The 15,900-nt window shown below is 60.0% G+C and carries 10 protein-coding genes; 8 read left to right on the top strand and 2 right to left on the bottom strand.

From position 1 onward, the window contains the following. The first annotated feature begins 474 nt into the window (after window positions 1-474). From ASC97_RS13815 to exoR, 5 genes are all read left to right on the top strand, one after another. Window positions 475-1,137: a protein-L-isoaspartate O-methyltransferase family protein gene (locus ASC97_RS13815; protein WP_057468881.1), complete on the top strand. Its 663-nt coding sequence runs from the start codon at window positions 475-477 to the stop codon at window positions 1,135-1,137. A gap of 221 nt (window positions 1,138-1,358) precedes the next feature. Beyond that, a complete protein-coding gene (locus ASC97_RS13810) occupies window positions 1,359-2,234 on the top strand; it encodes a PopZ family protein (protein WP_057468880.1) in 876 nt (291 codons plus the stop codon). Between the two features lie 116 nt (window positions 2,235-2,350). Further along, window positions 2,351-5,194: a valine--tRNA ligase gene (locus tag ASC97_RS13805; RefSeq protein WP_057468879.1), complete on the top strand. Its 2,844-nt coding sequence runs from the start codon at window positions 2,351-2,353 to the stop codon at window positions 5,192-5,194. Between the two features lie 405 nt (window positions 5,195-5,599). Continuing rightward, the gene (locus ASC97_RS13800; RefSeq protein ID WP_057468878.1) at window positions 5,600-6,835 is read left to right on the top strand and encodes an OmpP1/FadL family transporter; all 1,236 of its coding nucleotides are present in this window, start codon (window positions 5,600-5,602) and stop codon (window positions 6,833-6,835) included. 723 nt (window positions 6,836-7,558) lie between these two features. Continuing rightward, window positions 7,559-8,362, top strand: coding sequence for an exopolysaccharide production regulator ExoR (exoR, locus tag ASC97_RS13795; protein WP_057469362.1), 804 nt, complete (start codon window positions 7,559-7,561; stop codon window positions 8,360-8,362). A gap of 35 nt (window positions 8,363-8,397) precedes the next feature. On the opposite strand, the gene xth is transcribed toward exoR, so the two are convergent. Further along, the gene (xth, locus tag ASC97_RS13790) at window positions 8,398-9,189 is read right to left on the bottom strand and encodes an exodeoxyribonuclease III (RefSeq protein ID WP_057468877.1); all 792 of its coding nucleotides are present in this window, start codon (window positions 9,187-9,189) and stop codon (window positions 8,398-8,400) included. Between the two features lie 119 nt (window positions 9,190-9,308). Next, on the bottom strand, window positions 9,309-9,641 hold the full coding sequence (gene erpA / locus ASC97_RS13785; protein WP_057468876.1) for an iron-sulfur cluster insertion protein ErpA: 333 nt from the start codon (window positions 9,639-9,641) through the stop codon (window positions 9,309-9,311). Between the two features lie 220 nt (window positions 9,642-9,861). On the opposite strand from erpA, the gene ASC97_RS13780 reads away from it, so the two are divergent. The 3 genes from ASC97_RS13780 (at window position 9,862) to ASC97_RS13770 (ending at window position 15,897) form a co-directional block, all read left to right on the top strand. After that, window positions 9,862-11,079, top strand: coding sequence for a deoxyguanosinetriphosphate triphosphohydrolase (locus ASC97_RS13780; RefSeq protein WP_057468875.1), 1,218 nt, complete (start codon window positions 9,862-9,864; stop codon window positions 11,077-11,079). Window positions 11,080-11,143: 64 nt separating this feature from the next. Next, on the top strand, window positions 11,144-12,901 hold the full coding sequence (gene argS, locus ASC97_RS13775; RefSeq protein ID WP_057468874.1) for an arginine--tRNA ligase: 1,758 nt from the start codon (window positions 11,144-11,146) through the stop codon (window positions 12,899-12,901). 59 nt (window positions 12,902-12,960) lie between these two features. Next, the gene (locus ASC97_RS13770; protein ID WP_057468873.1) at window positions 12,961-15,897 is read left to right on the top strand and encodes an SPOR domain-containing protein; all 2,937 of its coding nucleotides are present in this window, start codon (window positions 12,961-12,963) and stop codon (window positions 15,895-15,897) included. The last annotated feature ends 3 nt before the right edge of the window (window positions 15,898-15,900 follow it).

Here is a 15,900-nt window from a genome sequence, read left to right as displayed (position 1 = left end):
ATCATCAGCACTAGGGTCACGAGAGCGCAGACGAAAACCCCGCCACATACGATAGATCTGTTCACGAGTTCACTCGCCGCGTGTTCAAGGAATGTGACTATCCATCACGAAGCTGACACCAACCTGAAAGCTCTCGTGTCGGTTGTCGCCCTGCGGCGGAAGAGAAACTTCAGCTTGTTTCACCGTCGAATAGGCCGCAGCAGAAGATTCCGAGCAGCGCCGCAACGATGAAGAAGTCGAATAGCGAAAAATACTCAACGATCATGGACATGATGCACCTCCTCCTTAAAACCCTCCGGTTGCAATAATATCACGGGGGCGCGGTTTATTCCATGGGGGATTGCGTCCAGGGTGGCGTTGAGGCCGCCGCCCCCTTAATTCTTGTCGCAGATGGTTGCGAAGCCTTGAAAGCCTGTTGCCCGAAGAATAAGAGACGAGCAGACAGAACCGCTTTTCACTGGGCGAGAGGACAAGATGAATTTCGAAACTGCACGCGCCAATATGGTCGACAACCAGATCCGCACGACGGACGTCACCTCGCATTCCGTGCTGACGGCGTTCCTTTCGGTACCGCGCGAGGCATTTGTCCCTGAAAAGTCCAAGGCGCTTGCCTATGTCGACATCGATGTCGAAATCTGTCCGGCGGAAGCCGGCAAGCCGGCGCGCTTCCTGATGCAGCCGTCCCCGCTTGCCAAGCTTCTCCAGCTTGCGGAGATCGGCAAGGACGACGCTGTTCTCGAAATCGGTTGCGGCACGGGGTACGTATCGGCGCTGCTGTCGCTGCTGGCGGGCTCGGTTGTCGCCGTCGAAGAGGATGAAGAGCTTGCGGCTGCAGCCAAAGCCAATCTTGCCGATTATCCGAATGTCTCCGTTGTGACGGGACCGCTCGCCTTGGGCAGCGCCGCCGGCGTCCCTTATGACCTGATCTTTGTCAGTGGTGCCGTCGAGGAGGTTCCGCAGGCGCTGCTTTCGCAGCTTCGCGATGGCGGTCGTCTCGTGACGGTTCAGGGATACGGCGGCTCGGCACGGGCGAAGGTGTTCGTCGGCGAGCGTGGCGCAGTGTCGGAAAACGTCTTCTTCAATGCGTCCGTGAAGCCGCTTCCGGGTTTTGCCAAGGCGCGCGAATTCGTATTCTAGACGGCTTTTTGCGAAGTCTGCCTTCTGTTACGGGCGCCTCTGGCGCCCGTTCCTGTTTTGTCGCTTTTTGCGCCATGTCTACGCCCCGGAGAAAACTGTGCATGGCAGTATTCATTTGATTCGCGATGATTTTTTTCCCCGTTCGGCTATCCTACAGTCTGGGTGATTCGGATGCCCACTCCACGCAATCCGGTCGTTGTTTCTGAATAACGGGGATAGATATGGCTCAGCCAAGCGTAGCGCGTGAACCGTCCATGGAAGAAATTCTGGCGTCCATCCGCCAGATCATCGAAAGCAATGAGCCGGGCGCGGGCAAGGCAATTTCGGCATCGCTGCCTGCCGTTTACGGTGCCGATGAGGACGACCGCGACTCCGACATTCATTTGACCGTCGACCAGGCCTATGCCGGCGTCGAGTTCCCGGAGACGATGCCGCAACCCGATCCGCGTTTTGTTGCAGCCAATTCTGCAGGCTCCGCGCCGACACTGGAAGCGCCTGCTCGCGCGATGTCGCTTGCAGATGTTGCCGCCCGCGTTCGCGCTGCCTCCGAGCGGAACACGGTTCAGCTTCAGCGCGAAGTACCGCCCGGTTTCCGTCAGCAGGAAATGCGCCCCGAAGTCCCTGCACACATGTTCGAAGCGCCCCAGCCTCCGGTCGAAATGCCGCGTAGCGTCGAGAATGCCGCTGCGCCGATTGCAACACCGGCCCCACAAGCCGTTGCGGCAGACAAACCGACTGAATCCCAGTACGACGTGCCGGCGGCTGCTGCGATGCAGCTCCAGGAAGAATTTGTCCAGACCGCAGAGGCGCCGGCGCAGATCGCCGTTGCTGCTCCTCTTTCGGATCGCTTGCTCCCCAGCATCTCGGAGGACACGCAGCAGGCGCTCCTTTCGCAGGATGCGGGGTTGCAGATCGCCCGTTCGTTCGAGGAGCTTGCAGCCGCAATCGACGGTGCAGAGCGGCGTTCGCTGGACGAGATCGCCGAGGACATGTTGCGACCGATGCTGCGTGATTGGCTCGATGACAACCTGCCGACGCTGGTCGAGCGCCTTGTTCGCGAGGAAATCGAGCGTGTCGCGCGCGGCCCGCGCCGCTGATCGGAACTCCTTTGTCTTGAGAGCCGCTCCGGTCTTCGGGGCGGCTTTTTTATTGACTTGCCCGCAGCCATCCTATTTACCAACCGCATCATAGAACCTCCAGATCTGGTCCCCAAATGCTCGAAAAGACCTACGATTCCGCTGCCGTTGAACCGAAAATCGCCGCGAAATGGGATGAGGCGGATGCCTTCCGCGCAGGCGCGAATGCCAAGCCGGGCGCCGAGACATTTACCATCGTGATCCCGCCGCCGAACGTGACGGGTTCGCTGCACATGGGTCATGCGCTCAACAATACGCTGCAGGACGTCCTGGTCCGCTTCGAGCGTATGCGCGGGAAGGATGTGCTGTGGCAGCCGGGCATGGATCATGCAGGCATCGCCACGCAGATGGTTGTCGAGCGCAAGCTCATGGAGCAACAGCTGCCGGGCCGTCGCGAGATGGGTCGCGAAGCCTTTGTCGAGAAGATCTGGGAATGGAAGGCGGAATCCGGTGGCCTGATCTTCAATCAGTTGAAGCGGCTGGGCGCTTCCTGTGACTGGTCGCGCGAACGCTTCACGATGGACGAGGGGCTTTCGGCCGCCGTTCTCGAAGTCTTCGTCACGCTCTACAAGGAAGGCCTGATCTACAAGGACAAGCGGCTCGTCAACTGGGACCCGAAGCTGCTGACGGCGATCTCGGACATGGAAGTCGAGCAGATCGAGGTCAAGGGCAACCTTTGGCACCTGCGTTATCCGCTGGAAGAGGGAGTTACTTACGAACACCCCGTTGCGTTTGACGAGGAAGGGAATCCGACGGAATTTGAGACGCGGGACTATTTGACCGTGGCCACGACCCGGCCGGAAACCATGCTCGGCGACACCGGCGTTGCGGTCAATCCGGGGGATGAGCGCTACAAGGCCATTATCGGCAAGCACGTCATCCTGCCGATCGTCGGCAGAAGGATCCCCATTGTTGCGGACGATTATGCCGACCCGACCGCGGGTACCGGCGCCGTCAAGCTGACGCCCGCGCACGACTTCAACGACTTCGAAGTCGGCAAGCGCAGGGGGCTGCCTGCAATCAACATCATGAACGTCGATGCGACGATCAACATCAGGGAAAACGAGGACTTCCTGGAGGGGCTCGATCACCCCGCAGCGCTGCACGGCGCCTGGGATCGGCTTGAAGGCCAGGATCGCATCGCGGCGCGCAACATCATCGTGGAGATCTTCGAAGAAGCGGGGTTGCTCGACAGGATCGAGCCGCACAAGCACATGGTTCCGCACGGCGATCGCGGTGGCGTGCCTATCGAACCGCGCCTGACCGAGCAATGGTGGGTGGACAACAAGACACTGGCTCAGCCGGCGATTGCCTCGGTTCGCGAAGGCCGCACCAGGTTCGTCCCGAAGAACTGGGAAAACACTTATTTCCAGTGGATGGAAAACATTCAGCCGTGGTGCATTTCTCGCCAGCTTTGGTGGGGACATCAGATCCCCGCCTGGTACGGTCCGGACGGTCAGGTTTTCGTAGAGAAGTCCGAAGAAGAAGCGCTGCAGGCCGCTATCCAGCACTATCTGTCGCACGAGGGGCCAATGAAGGCCTATGTCGAAGACCTGCTCGAGAATTTCAAACCGGGCGAAATCCTCACCCGTGACGAAGATGTCCTCGACACCTGGTTCTCATCCGCCCTCTGGCCCTTCTCGACGCTCGGCTGGCCGGAGCAGACGCCGGAACTTGCACGTTATTATCCGACCAATGTCCTCGTGACCGGATTCGACATTATTCCGTTCTGGGTCGTTCGCATGATGCAGATGGGCATGCATTTCATGAAGGACGAAGACGGCAATCCGGTCGAGCCGTTCCACACGGTCTACATTCACGCGCTGGTCCGCGACAAGAACGGCCAGAAGATGTCGAAGTCGAAGGGCAACGTCATCGACCCGCTGGAGCTTATCGACGAATATGGCGCCGACGCGCTGCGCTTTACGCTGGCGATCATGGCTGCTCAAGGCCGCGACGTGAAGCTCGATCCGGCTCGCATTGCCGGCTATCGCAACTTCGGCACCAAGCTCTGGAACGCGACGCGCTTTGCCGAGATGAACGGCGCCGTTAGCGATCCGCATTTTATTCCCGAAGCTGCGGAACTGACGATCAACCGCTGGATTCTGACGGAACTCGCCCGTGCCGAGCGCGATGTCACGGAAGCGATCGAGGCCTATCGCTTCAACGACGCCGCCGGCGCGCTCTATCGTTTCGTTTGGAACCAGGTCTGCGACTGGTATCTCGAACTGCTGAAGCCGGTCTTCAGCGGTGCCGACGAAGGCGCCAAGAAAGAGGCCCAGGCCTGCAGCGCTTATATTCTCGAGGAGATCTACAAGTTGCTGCACCCCTTCATGCCCTTCATGACCGAAGAGCTATGGGCACATACCGCCGGAGAGGGCGTCGAGCGTGACAGCCTGATCTGCCACGCCGAATGGCCTGCACCGTCTTACGCCGATGATGCGGCGGCGGACGAGATCAACTGGCTGATCGACCTCGTATCCGGTATTCGCTCGGTTCGAGCAGAGATGAACGTGCCGCCTTCAGCGATTGCGCCGCTTGTCGTTGTGAAGGCCAACGGTTTGACGCGCGAACGTCTGGTTCGGCACGATGCGGCAATCAAGCGGTTGGCCCGCGTCGATGGCATTTCTCTGACCCAGGAGGCGCCGAGGGGAGCCGCCCAGATTGTTATCGGCGAAGCGACCGCCTGCCTGCCGCTCGGGGCACTCATCGATCTCGGTGCCGAGAAGACACGCCTCGAAAAGGCGATTACCAAGACGGAAGGCGAGATGGCCCGGATCAACGGCAAGCTGTCGAATGAGAAGTTCGTCGCGAATGCCAACCCGGAGGTCGTGACCGCCGAGCGCGACCGTCTGGAAGAGCTCACGGGACAGATGGCCAGCCTGCGCACTGCACTCTCGCGTGTAGCTGAGGCGACGTAATATCAACGGAAAGTAGTATTTAATTCTAAGGGCGCCCGATAGAGAATCGGGCGCTTTTTCGTCCGCGGCTAGGCATTTTGTCATTTTAAGGGAACGGCTGGAGGCTAAAAGCGCTTTTCCTGATTGATTTCACAGGTTTTCCACGGTCTTGCGGCGAAAAATAAGAGTGTTGTCTGCAGGTTACAGATGGTTCCGGATGAGGCACGATCATCCTGTTTTTTCGATATGGGCAGGCTTTTCTTGGAATTTTTTTCTAAATAGCGAAAATATTGACGTGCCCGTCAATTTTTTACGTAAATGATCCATTAGCTCACTTTCCAATCGCATCCCCTCGCAAAGTTGCCATTTACCGGGATCGCCTGCACAGTCCCCTCAATTCTAATTGCCTTTAGTGGGGGAGACACATTGGCATCTCGTATGGCATTGGCAGGCGGCTTGTCGCTTGCTCTACTTTCAACGCTGGCGCAGCCGTCCTTCGCGGGCGGACTTGATCGCGGCGGCTACAACATCGACCAATTGTTCGATGCATCGCAGTTTTCCATTCAGTCGGGCGTGATCTATGTCATGCCGCAGCGCAGGCTGGACAACGTTCGGGACAACCCGACGGCTGGTGGCAATCTGAATAACCGTCCGCATTCGGCTGACGATACGGAAAATTACGCGGTCCCGTATGTCGGCCTGAAGGGCGGCATCGGCGATGTGGACTGCCTTCTCGATTACTCCGAGCCGTTCGGCGCGCACACGAATCCAGGCATCAACTGGGCCGGCGCCAACAACAATATCGAAACAAAGATCACGACGCATAACTACGGTGCGACCTGTTCCTACAAGTTCGACGTGGGGCCGGGGCAGCTCCGTGTGATCGGCGGCACGTTCTATCAGGAGGTCGAGGGCTTCAAGGAGCGGATGGTGTATTCCCTTCCTGCCGCGCCTCCTGGCTTCTCGACAATCGGAACCGGCCGCCTTGATCTCGAGGACCAGGCATGGGGATGGCGCGCCGGTGTCGCCTACGAAATTCCAGAATACGCGCTCCGCGCCAGCCTCGTCTACAACAGCCGCGTCAAATACGACAATCTCACGGGCACCGTGGATTTGACGGATGCGCCTTTGACGCCGGGATACGGCGGTAGGATTACGAATGTATATGGCTCCGCAGAAGCGCCTGACTCGCTGGAGCTAAAGGCTCAAAGCGGTATCGCGCCGGATTGGCTCGCCTTCGGCTCCATAAAGTGGACGAACTGGAGCGTACTCCAGTCGGTCCCCTTCTGCCCGACGACCGGAACTTGCCCGCCTGGCGGATTGGCCTCGCTCGACCTCGCGTATCGCGATGGTTGGACCGTCACGAGTGGCGTCGGCCACAAGTTCAACGACCAATGGAGCGGTGCGGTGAGCTTGACGTGGGATCGCGGGACCAGCGATGGCTATGGCGCGCAGACCGATAGCTGGGTCGTTGGCGTTGGGGCGGCCTACAGCCCGACCGAAAACATCGAATGGCGACTGGCCGGAGCGCTTGGCGTCATGACGAGCGGCGAGTCCGGAACGATCGTGAAGGACGGTGTTACCTACGGCAACGACGTGACGTATTCCTTCGGAAACGATTTGATCGCCGCCATATCGACCAGCATCAAGTTCAAGTTCTGATCTCAGAAGATCAGTGCAAATGAAAGCCCGGCACCTGCCGGGCTTTTTCTTTGTCTACAGACCGTTAAGCATGCTCTTCCGCCGTTTCATTTTGTGACGATTCAGCAACAGCTTTTTACCACCATTCGCGTAAGATCGGCTTCGGGGCAAAATGTCCATTTCCCGCCACAAACTAGGCGCAGCGCTAAGCTCGGGCGAGGGAATGACAAGCTTGGGATGCGCGTAAAGAGTAAGATGGGTCGGTTTTCATTGAGTGCAGAGAAGGCAGGCGAAGGCTACGGCAATGTTGATGCCGTTTCTGTCGTTTCGCGTTGGCTGCAAGACGTATCAGCCGAAAAGCTTCGCTCGCGTCCGGCGGCTTCCAGTCTTTCCTTCTCTTCAATTTTCAGGGCGTTGCGCCTGCCAGAATCGGTGGTCGGTAACAACCGCTCAGGTTTTGTCACAATTGGTGATTACCTATGTTCCGAACGCGAAATACCGAACCTCGGCTTCGCAGAAATGCAGTTGGTGCAATCGCAGGTGAACCGTGCCGGGATGCGGACGGAGAACCTCGATCTAAAGCGAATGCAGGCCCTTGGAGGAGGGCGCAAGGCTGGACGCGACGCGGGCAAAGGGGCCTTTGAGCTCACCGTGGGATCGCTCGCCGAAAGGACTAGGTCAGCAGGTTGCAAGGACAGTGTCCGGCGCGGCTGGCATGGGTGGAAACGAAAGAAATCGAGTGAAATGCTGACGTCCGAGTTCAGACCTTTCAGATTGATGCTTATGGGGCTTTCCGTCGCCTGTTTCGCGGCAGTTGCCTGTCCGGCCGGCGCGTTCGATATAAAGTCGGGCGTTACGAAGGAATCCGGTCCTTTCGATCTCTTCAAGTTCGGTTTCAAAGCCTACAAAAACGGCCAGAAAGAAGAGGCCGTCGAAGCCTACAAGTATGCGGCGGAAAAGGGACACACTGGTTCGCGCTGGGCTCTCGCCAACATGTATGCCGATGGCGATGGCGTCACGCAGAATGATTTCGAAGCCTTCAAGATCTATAGCGAGATCGCGCAACAGGGTGTCGAGCCGGGTTCAGAGGATACCGGCTTTTTTGTCAATGCGCTGCTGTCGCTTGCCAACTACTACAAGCATGGCATTCCGGGTAGCCCGGTAAAGACTGATCTGAGCCAGGCGCGCCAGCTCTATTTCCAGGTTGCTTCCACCTTCGGTGTGCCGGAAGCGCAGTTCCAGCTCGCGCAGATGATGCTTGCGGGCGAGGGCGGCGGCACCAGCGCCCAACAGGCGAAGAAATGGCTCAACCAGGCCCGCAAGAGCGGTCATCCGGGTGCCATGGCCGTGTTCGGCAATATTCTGTTCCAGGAGGGTCAGGCCGCCAACGGTCTGGCGTTGATGACCGCGGCGCTCGACCGCTGCAAGCCGAAGGATTGCAGCTGGATGGAATCCCTGCAGGAGCAGGCGTTCTCGGTGGCTACGGAAAACGATCGCCGGACGGCGATCTCGATGTCGCATAAGATCGCCACAAGCAACACGGATTAAGCTATAGGGGCGATACCCTCTGCTTGCAGCTTTGACTAGGCCGCAAAGTCGAAATACGCGACGACAGGCACGTGGTCGGAGGGTTTTTCCCAGGCGCGAACATGCTTCTCGATCGCCGTCGAGGTCATGCGGTCGGCCGCTTCCGGCGAGAGCATCAGGTGGTCGATGCGGATGCCGTTGTTCTTCGGCCAGGCTCCCGCCTGGTAATCCCAGAACGTATAGGCCGGAACCGCATCCGTTGTCGCCCGGACTGCGTCGGTCATGCCGAGGCTTTCCAACCTCCGGAAGGCCTCTCGCGTTTGCGGCAGGAAAAGCGCATCGTTCTCCCAGACTTTCGGATCGAAGCAGTCATGCGGCTCTGGGATCACATTGTAGTCGCCGGCGAGGATGAGGATCTCTTCGTAGGCAAGGCGTTCCGCCACGAATTTGCGCAGCCGCTCCATCCAGGCAAGCTTGTAGGTGTATTTTTCCGTCTCTATAGGATTGCCGTTCGGCAAGTAGAGGCAGCAGACGCGGGCGACACGGTTTCCTGGCAGAGAGAACACAGCCTCGAGAAACCGGGCTTGCTCGTCCAGCGGATCGCCCGGTAGTCCTCGGCTGACCTCGTCCGGCTTGGTCTTGGAGAGGATCGCGACACCGTTGAACCCCTTCTGGCCATGCGTCTCCACGTGATAGCCAAGGGCCTCTATCTCGAGCCTGGGGAACCCCTCGTCGACCGTCTTGATCTCCTGCAGGCAGGCGATATCCGGGTCGGAATCCTTCAGCCACTGCGTGAGATTGTCGATGCGCGCCTTGACGCCGTTTATGTTCCAGGTCGCGATCTTCATGGGAGGTCCTGTTCCGCTCTAACGCCTTCTTCTACCGCGCTCCTCCAACCCACCACAAGACGATAAACCGGCCCGAAGACATTCTTCGGCCGGTTCGATGTGGATAGATCCGAAAGGAACTAGATCGAGAAGCTGGTTCCGCAGCCGCAGCTCGCCACGGCGTTCGGGTTCTTGATCTGGAAGGATTGGCCAAGCAGGTTGTCGACGAAGTCGATCTCCGACCCCGCCATGTAGACCAGGGAGAGGCTGTCGATCAGCACCTTGGCATTGTTCTTCTCGACGATGGTGTCGTCGTCCTGCACACCGTCAGCAAGATCGAACTTGTAGGAAAAGCCCGAACATCCGCCGCCTTCGACAGACACGCGCAGCGCGCTCTTTCCGGGCTCGGTACCGACGATCGCTGCGATTCGTTTTGCCGCGGCGTCGGAAAGGGTTACACTCGTATCGGTCATGTCTGCTCCTGCCGGGGTCAAGATCCGGAGAGAATAGCGTTTCAGCCGCCGATTACAAACGACTGATTTTAAAGGCACTTGCGCTTTGTATCACGAAAGCGCGGTTTGTGGAAAAGCGGCCAAGAAAGGGCCTCTTTGCCGTTTACCGTCTCTATAGGTATGAAGAGCGGAAAGCGGCGTCAATGGGCAGCGGCTGCGAGATGGCGAGTGACGGTGAAGAATGACGATCGACAGGCGGGCATTAGGTTTCGGCAACAGTGACAGGGCGGTCTATGCGGCCGACCCCTGGACGACGCGTGGACGGCTCTATCCGGAAGGCTCCAGCCCGACGCGTTCCGACTTCCAGCGTGATCGAGACCGGATCGTGCATACCACGGCCTTCCGCCGGCTGAAGCATAAGACGCAGGTGTTTATTGCCCAGGACGGGGATCACTACCGGACGCGCCTGACGCACACCATCGAAGTGGCACAGATCGCCCGCGCGCTTGCAAGGGCGCTGAAGCTCGACGAGGATCTGGCGGAGGGTGTGGCGCTCGTGCACGACTTCGGCCATACGCCATTTGGTCATACCGGCGAAGACGCTCTGCACGAGGTATTGATGCCTTTCGGAGGCTTCGACCACAACGCCCAGTCGCTGCGCATCGTCACCAAGCTCGAACGCCGCTACGCCGATTTCGACGGCATCAACCTGACTTGGGAAAGCCTCGAGGGACTCGTCAAGCACAACGGCCCGCTTCTGACCAGGGATGGCGTCGGTACGCGAGGCGCGGTGCCGCAGCCGATCCTCGACTACTGCGAGATTCATGACCTCGAACTCGACACCTTCGCCAGCCTCGAGGCGCAGGCGGCCGCGATAGCGGACGATATTGCCTACAACACGCATGACATCGACGACGGACTGCGCTCCGGCTACCTGACGTTTGACATGCTGGAGGAAATACCATTCCTCGCCGGCCTTATGGCTGAAGTGAGGGCGCGTTATCCCAACCTCGAGCCGAGCCGTTTCACTCACGAGATCATGCGCCGCCAGATCACGCGCATGGTCGAAGACGTTATTTCGGTCGCGCAGGAGCGCCTCGCCGAGGTGAAGCCGAGAAGCCCCGACGATGTCCGCCATGCCGACCGCGTGATCGCGACTTTCTCCCCGGCGATGGCGGAAACAGACAGCCAGATCAAGGCGATGTTGTTCAAACGCATTTACCGTCATCCGGAGATCATGCGCATTCGCGCTGGCGCCGCACAGATCGTTACGGATCTGTTCGGGGCGTATATGGCCAATCCAAAGGAGATGCAGAGCCACTACTGGGTCGATCACATCGCTGGCCTCGCCACGGCGCCGAAGGCCCGTCATGTCGGCGATTATCTCGCCGGCATGACCGACACCTACGCAATCAGTGCCCACAGGCGATTGTTTGACCATACTCCGGATTTGCGATAGGCAGCGGTCGCCCGGCAAAAGTCGGGCAAATGCCTTATGGCTAGCCTATGCGTGGAACAGTGCGATGAACCTTTTTACCGATTTCGAAGCCAGGATTAAAACCGCCCTCGAACAGATTGATCTGGTCAAGGAAAAGCGATCCGAGCTGGATTTCGGCCGCATCGCCGTCGAGCCGCCCCGCGACCCAAGCCACGGCGATGTGGCGACCAATGCTGCGATGGTCCTCGCAAAGCCGCTTGGGACAAACCCTCGCGCCCTGGCGGAGGTCATCACGGCCAAGCTGAAGGAAGACGGAGACGTCGCCGACGTCTCAGTTGCCGGTCCGGGCTTCATCAATATCAAGCTCTCGGTCGGCTATTGGCAGCGGCTCCTGGCGTCGATGATCGAGACAGGCACCGATTACGGGCGCTCGACGCTCGGCGTCGGCAAGAGGGTCAACGTCGAATACGTCTCGGCCAATCCGACCGGCCCGATGCATGTCGGCCATTGCCGCGGCGCCGTTGTCGGCGACGCGCTGGCCAATCTGCTGTCCTTTGCCGGCTTCGACGTCGTGAAGGAATATTATATTAACGACGCCGGCTCGCAGATCGACGTCCTGGCTCGTTCGGTGTTCCTGCGCTACCGTGAGGCGCTGGGAGAGAAGATCGGCGAGATTCCGTCGGGTCTCTATCCGGGCGATTATCTCGTGCCGGTCGGCGAGTCACTGGCGCGTGACTACGGTGTGCGGTTGCACAACCTGCCGGAAGATCAGTGGATGCCGATCGTCAAGGACCGCACGATAGATGCGATGATGGTGATGATACGCGAGGATCTCGCGGCATTGAACGTGCATCACGACGTCTTCTTCTCCGAGCGCGCGCTGCATGCCCATGGCGCTGCTGCGATCCGTACCGCGATCAACGATCTGACCTTCAAGGGCCATGTCTACAAGGGGACGTTGCCGCCGCCGAAGGGCCAACTGCCGGAAGACTGGGAGGATCGCGAACAGACGCTGTTCCGCTCGACGGAAGTCGGCGACGACATGGATCGGCCGCTGATCAAGTCGGACGGCTCGTACACCTACTTCGCAGCCGACGTTGCTTACTTCAAGAACAAATTCGACCGTGACTTCGACGAGATGATCTACGTGCTCGGCGCCGATCACGGGGGCTACGTGAAGCGCCTGGAAGCTGTTGCGCGCGCCGTGTCCGAAGGCAAGGCAAAGCTCACCGTGCTGCTGTGCCAGCTCGTCAAGCTGTTCCGTGACGGCGAGCCGGTGAAGATGTCGAAGCGTTCCGGCGATTTCGTCACCCTCCGCGATGTTGTCGAAGAAGTCGGGCGCGATTCGGTGCGCTTCATGATGCTTTACCGCAAGAGTTCGGAGCCGCTAGACTTCGATTTCGCCAAAGTAACGGAGCAATCGAAAGACAATCCGGTCTTTTACGTACAGTATGCTCATGCCCGTTGCATGTCCGTTTTCCGGCAGGCGAAAGAGGCATTTTCCGACCTCGACGTATCGCCGGCGAACCTTGCTGCAGCGGTGTCGGGAATATCGGATCCCGCTGAGTTGCAACTGGTTGCGAAGGTTGCGGAGTTCCCAAGGCTTGTCGACTCGGCAGCGCAGTCGCAGGAGCCGCATCGTGTCGCATTTTACCTCTACGATCTGGCAAGTTCTTTCCATGCGCATTGGAATAAAGGCAAGGATCAGGTAGACTTACGATTTATTAACGATAAGAGCCGAGAATCGAGTATAGCCAGACTAGGGCTGGTGTACGCCGTTGCGTCGGTTTTGAAGTCGGGACTTGCGATTGCAGGGACCGCTGCGCCGGAAGAGATGCGGTAGCGTCACCATTTACCCACAATGCGCTGGCACGAAACCTTTGCATTTGCGAGTGGATGAGTATGGCAGATAAACAGCGGGCGTATGACACGCGTAAGAATACGGACCTCTTTGCCGACGACGATCCTTTGGCGGAACTTGCGCGTATCGTCGGCTTCGAGCCTCGCGTCGCGGCCAATACGGTCGCAGATGCGCCGAGGCAGGAGCCGGCCTTCAACCTGGAAGATGAGTTGCTGCGCGAGTTCGAGCGCTATGACGCTCCGCACGCGCCGGCGGTCGTCGACCTGCCGATCGAACCGGCGTTTGTCGAGCCCGAGCCTGTGTACGATACACAGCCTGCTTTTGACGCACCGGCTGTTCCGGAGCAGCGTGACGAAGATGAATATTCTGCCGTCGAGCAGCAGTCCGACACGCGCACTGTTCTTTCCTCCGCCGATTGGACGGCATCTGCGGCGTCTAGGCCGGCTGAGCCCGTATCCGGCGGTGCCCGCGACCTGATCGAGGAACTGGAGCTCTCGATCGGTGCTGCTCCTGCCCCGGTGCAGCCCGCAAAGGCGCCGCAATGGTCCGCAGCCAGCATCCGGCTGCCGATCGCCAACTTCCATCCTGCGCGCCGCGAAGAGCCCAGCGCTCCTGTCGTTGTGCCGGCTCCCGCGCCCGTCGAGCCTTACGAGCCGGCTGCGGCTTTGCCAGAGGCTGAGTTCGAAATACCTGCGGCGGCTGGGTTTCCAGCAGAAATCGACCGCCACGAGCCGTTCGAAGAAGCAATCGAGGCACCGGCTTCCGAACCGTTGATTGATCATCAGGCATTCGATCTGGCTTCCGCCGCAAGGGACGGTACCGTTCAGGCCGATGCCGCCCTGACGGAAGCGGCACCTGCCGATCTCGACGATATCGCCTTCGATATCGATGATCTTCTTGATGATGTTTCGCAGTATCCTGTGCCGGAACGTCAGGTCGCGGCGGTTTCCGAGGTGGAAGTCGCAGCCGTTTCGCCGGCAGTGTCGGCGCCGGTGTACGCTCCCGAGCCGGTCGCTCCCGTCGCAGCCGCCCCGGAGCCCGAGCCAGAGCCGCAGCCCGTTGTCGCCAAGGCGCAGCCGGAAGCGGAAGACCCCTTCGCCGATCACGATTTCGAGCTGGACCTTGAAGGCATCGAGCTGGAGCTGGCGGATCTGGATTTCGTCGAGCCGATCGTCGCTCGCGAGACGGAGCAGCCGAAGCCTCAGCCGATCGCGCCCGCGGCAGTTGTGCAGGCTGCGCCGGTACCCCGCGCCGCGCCCGCTATCCCGTCTGTGCCGATGTATCAGGCGCCGATGGCAGTCTCCCGTGAACCGATGCCGGCTGCCCCTGCGCCGGTCCCGGTAGCCCCGGTCTCGGCCGCATTTGCCTCCGATGCCGCTGACGAATTGCCCTTCGATCCGTCGATGATCTCGGACGCCGAGTATCATCCAGAAGCCGTCGAAGAAATGCATGTTCCGACGCTCCCGCCGGTCGACAGGCCGCAACCGGTTGTCGCAACCTCCGATTTCGACTTCGATGTCGATGCCGAGATCGCCAATCTGCTGGCGCCGGCCAAGCCGATCGAAACGGCCGCACGGTCGGTCGATGATTGGCGGTCGCACGCCCCGGCTTCCGTCGCACCGATCCCGCCTGCAGCGAGGCAGTCAACGCAGTCGCATGGCTTCGACGAGTTCGAGCGAGCGCTTGAAGAGGATTTCCGTCGCAGCGTCAACGAGCCCGTGCAGCAGCGTCGTGAAAACATTTCCGAAGTTCAGATCCAGTCGGCTAGCGATGCCGAGGATATGAGCCGCGCCCGGTCGATGAAGCGGATGCTGGCGGCTGCCGCCGTTATCGTCGTCTTCGGCGGCGTGGCCTATGCAGGCTACTCGTTCCTGATGCGAGACGGCAGCCTTGGAATTGCCTCTGGCGAGCCGCGCGTCATCACCGCCGACAAGGAGCCGGTGAAGGTTGTACCCGAAAATCCGGGTGGCAAGACAGTGCCAAACCAGGACAAGGCCGTATACGACAGCGTTGGCGGCGCGGCGGCCGAAGCACCAAAGCAGAAGGCTCTGGTTTCGAGCGACGAGCAGCCGGTCGATGTTGTGCAGCGTACGCTGACACCTGAAACGATGCCTGAGGACAACGATAGCGATACGGCAGTGCCGCCAATGGCAACGCCGGTGGGCGATACCCAGGATCCTCGTCTGCTGCCGACACATGACGCCACGCAGAGCGCGGCTGACGATGCAGGCGACGCCGACAAGGTACCGGCTGTGTCTGCCCGCAAGGTTCGTACCATGATCGTCAAGCCGGATGGCACGCTGGTGGCGCGTGATGAGCCGGCACCGGAGCCTGAGGCTGCCCAGGCGACGCTCCCGAAGCCGACGACGGTGCAGACGCAGAAGATCACGGCGGGCGCCAAGCCGGCCCTGGCACCGGCTACGACAGCACCGGAGGGCCAGATGGCCTCCGCGGACATCCGCTCGACGCCGGTCGAAGGGGCGACGCCGTCTCCTGCGCAGGCTTCAGAGAATGTCCTCGCCAAGGCTGCAGCCGCAACGCCTGAAAATGTCGATCCGCCGGTACGCACCGTCACGAGCACGAAGACCGACACCGCGCCTGTTCCGGTCACGCGTCCGGTCGCTGCTGCCCCGGTTGCACCTGCACCTGCGGCGCCCGCACAGCCCGCGCCGAAGGACGTGGCGGCCGTATCGCCACCGGCTGCAACTCAGGCTCAGCCGACCGCCGCCCCATCGGGCAGCTACGGTGTGCAAATCGCTTCTCTGCCCTCGGAAGCGGAGGCCAGGAAGTCCTATGCCAGCCTGTCGAAGAAATTCGCAGGGGTGCTCGCCGGTCGCAGCTACGAGATCCGTAAGGCGGAAATCGCCGGCAAGGGAACTTTCTATCGCGTCCGTATTCCAGCGTCCTCCAAGGATGAGGCCGCTGCGATCTGCGAGAAGTATCGCGCGGCAGGCGGTTCCTGCCTGATTTCGAAGTAACGC

Source organism: Rhizobium sp. Root1203 (assembly GCF_001424945.1).
Taxonomy (GTDB): Bacteria; Pseudomonadota; Alphaproteobacteria; order Rhizobiales; family Rhizobiaceae; genus Rhizobium.
This window is presented reverse-complemented; position numbering and strand designations above follow the sequence as displayed.

What these genes read in the sequence shown, in the direction of transcription:
- argS (WP_057468874.1), top strand. Translation starts at nt 11,144, where the DNA reads ATGAACCTTTTTACCGATTTCGAAGCCAGGATTAAAACCGCCCTCGAA.
- ASC97_RS13770 (WP_057468873.1), top strand. Translation starts at nt 12,961, where the DNA reads ATGGCAGATAAACAGCGGGCGTATGACACGCGTAAGAATACGGACCTC.
- ASC97_RS13805 (WP_057468879.1), top strand. Translation starts at nt 2,351, where the DNA reads ATGCTCGAAAAGACCTACGATTCCGCTGCCGTTGAACCGAAAATCGCC.
- ASC97_RS13815 (WP_057468881.1), top strand. Translation starts at nt 475, where the DNA reads ATGAATTTCGAAACTGCACGCGCCAATATGGTCGACAACCAGATCCGC.
- erpA (WP_057468876.1), bottom strand. Translation starts at nt 9,641, where the DNA reads ATGACCGATACGAGTGTAACCCTTTCCGACGCCGCGGCAAAACGAATC.
- ASC97_RS13780 (WP_057468875.1), top strand. Translation starts at nt 9,862, where the DNA reads ATGACGATCGACAGGCGGGCATTAGGTTTCGGCAACAGTGACAGGGCG.
- exoR (WP_057469362.1), top strand. Translation starts at nt 7,559, where the DNA reads ATGCTGACGTCCGAGTTCAGACCTTTCAGATTGATGCTTATGGGGCTT.
- xth (WP_057468877.1), bottom strand. Translation starts at nt 9,189, where the DNA reads ATGAAGATCGCGACCTGGAACATAAACGGCGTCAAGGCGCGCATCGAC.
- ASC97_RS13810 (WP_057468880.1), top strand. Translation starts at nt 1,359, where the DNA reads ATGGCTCAGCCAAGCGTAGCGCGTGAACCGTCCATGGAAGAAATTCTG.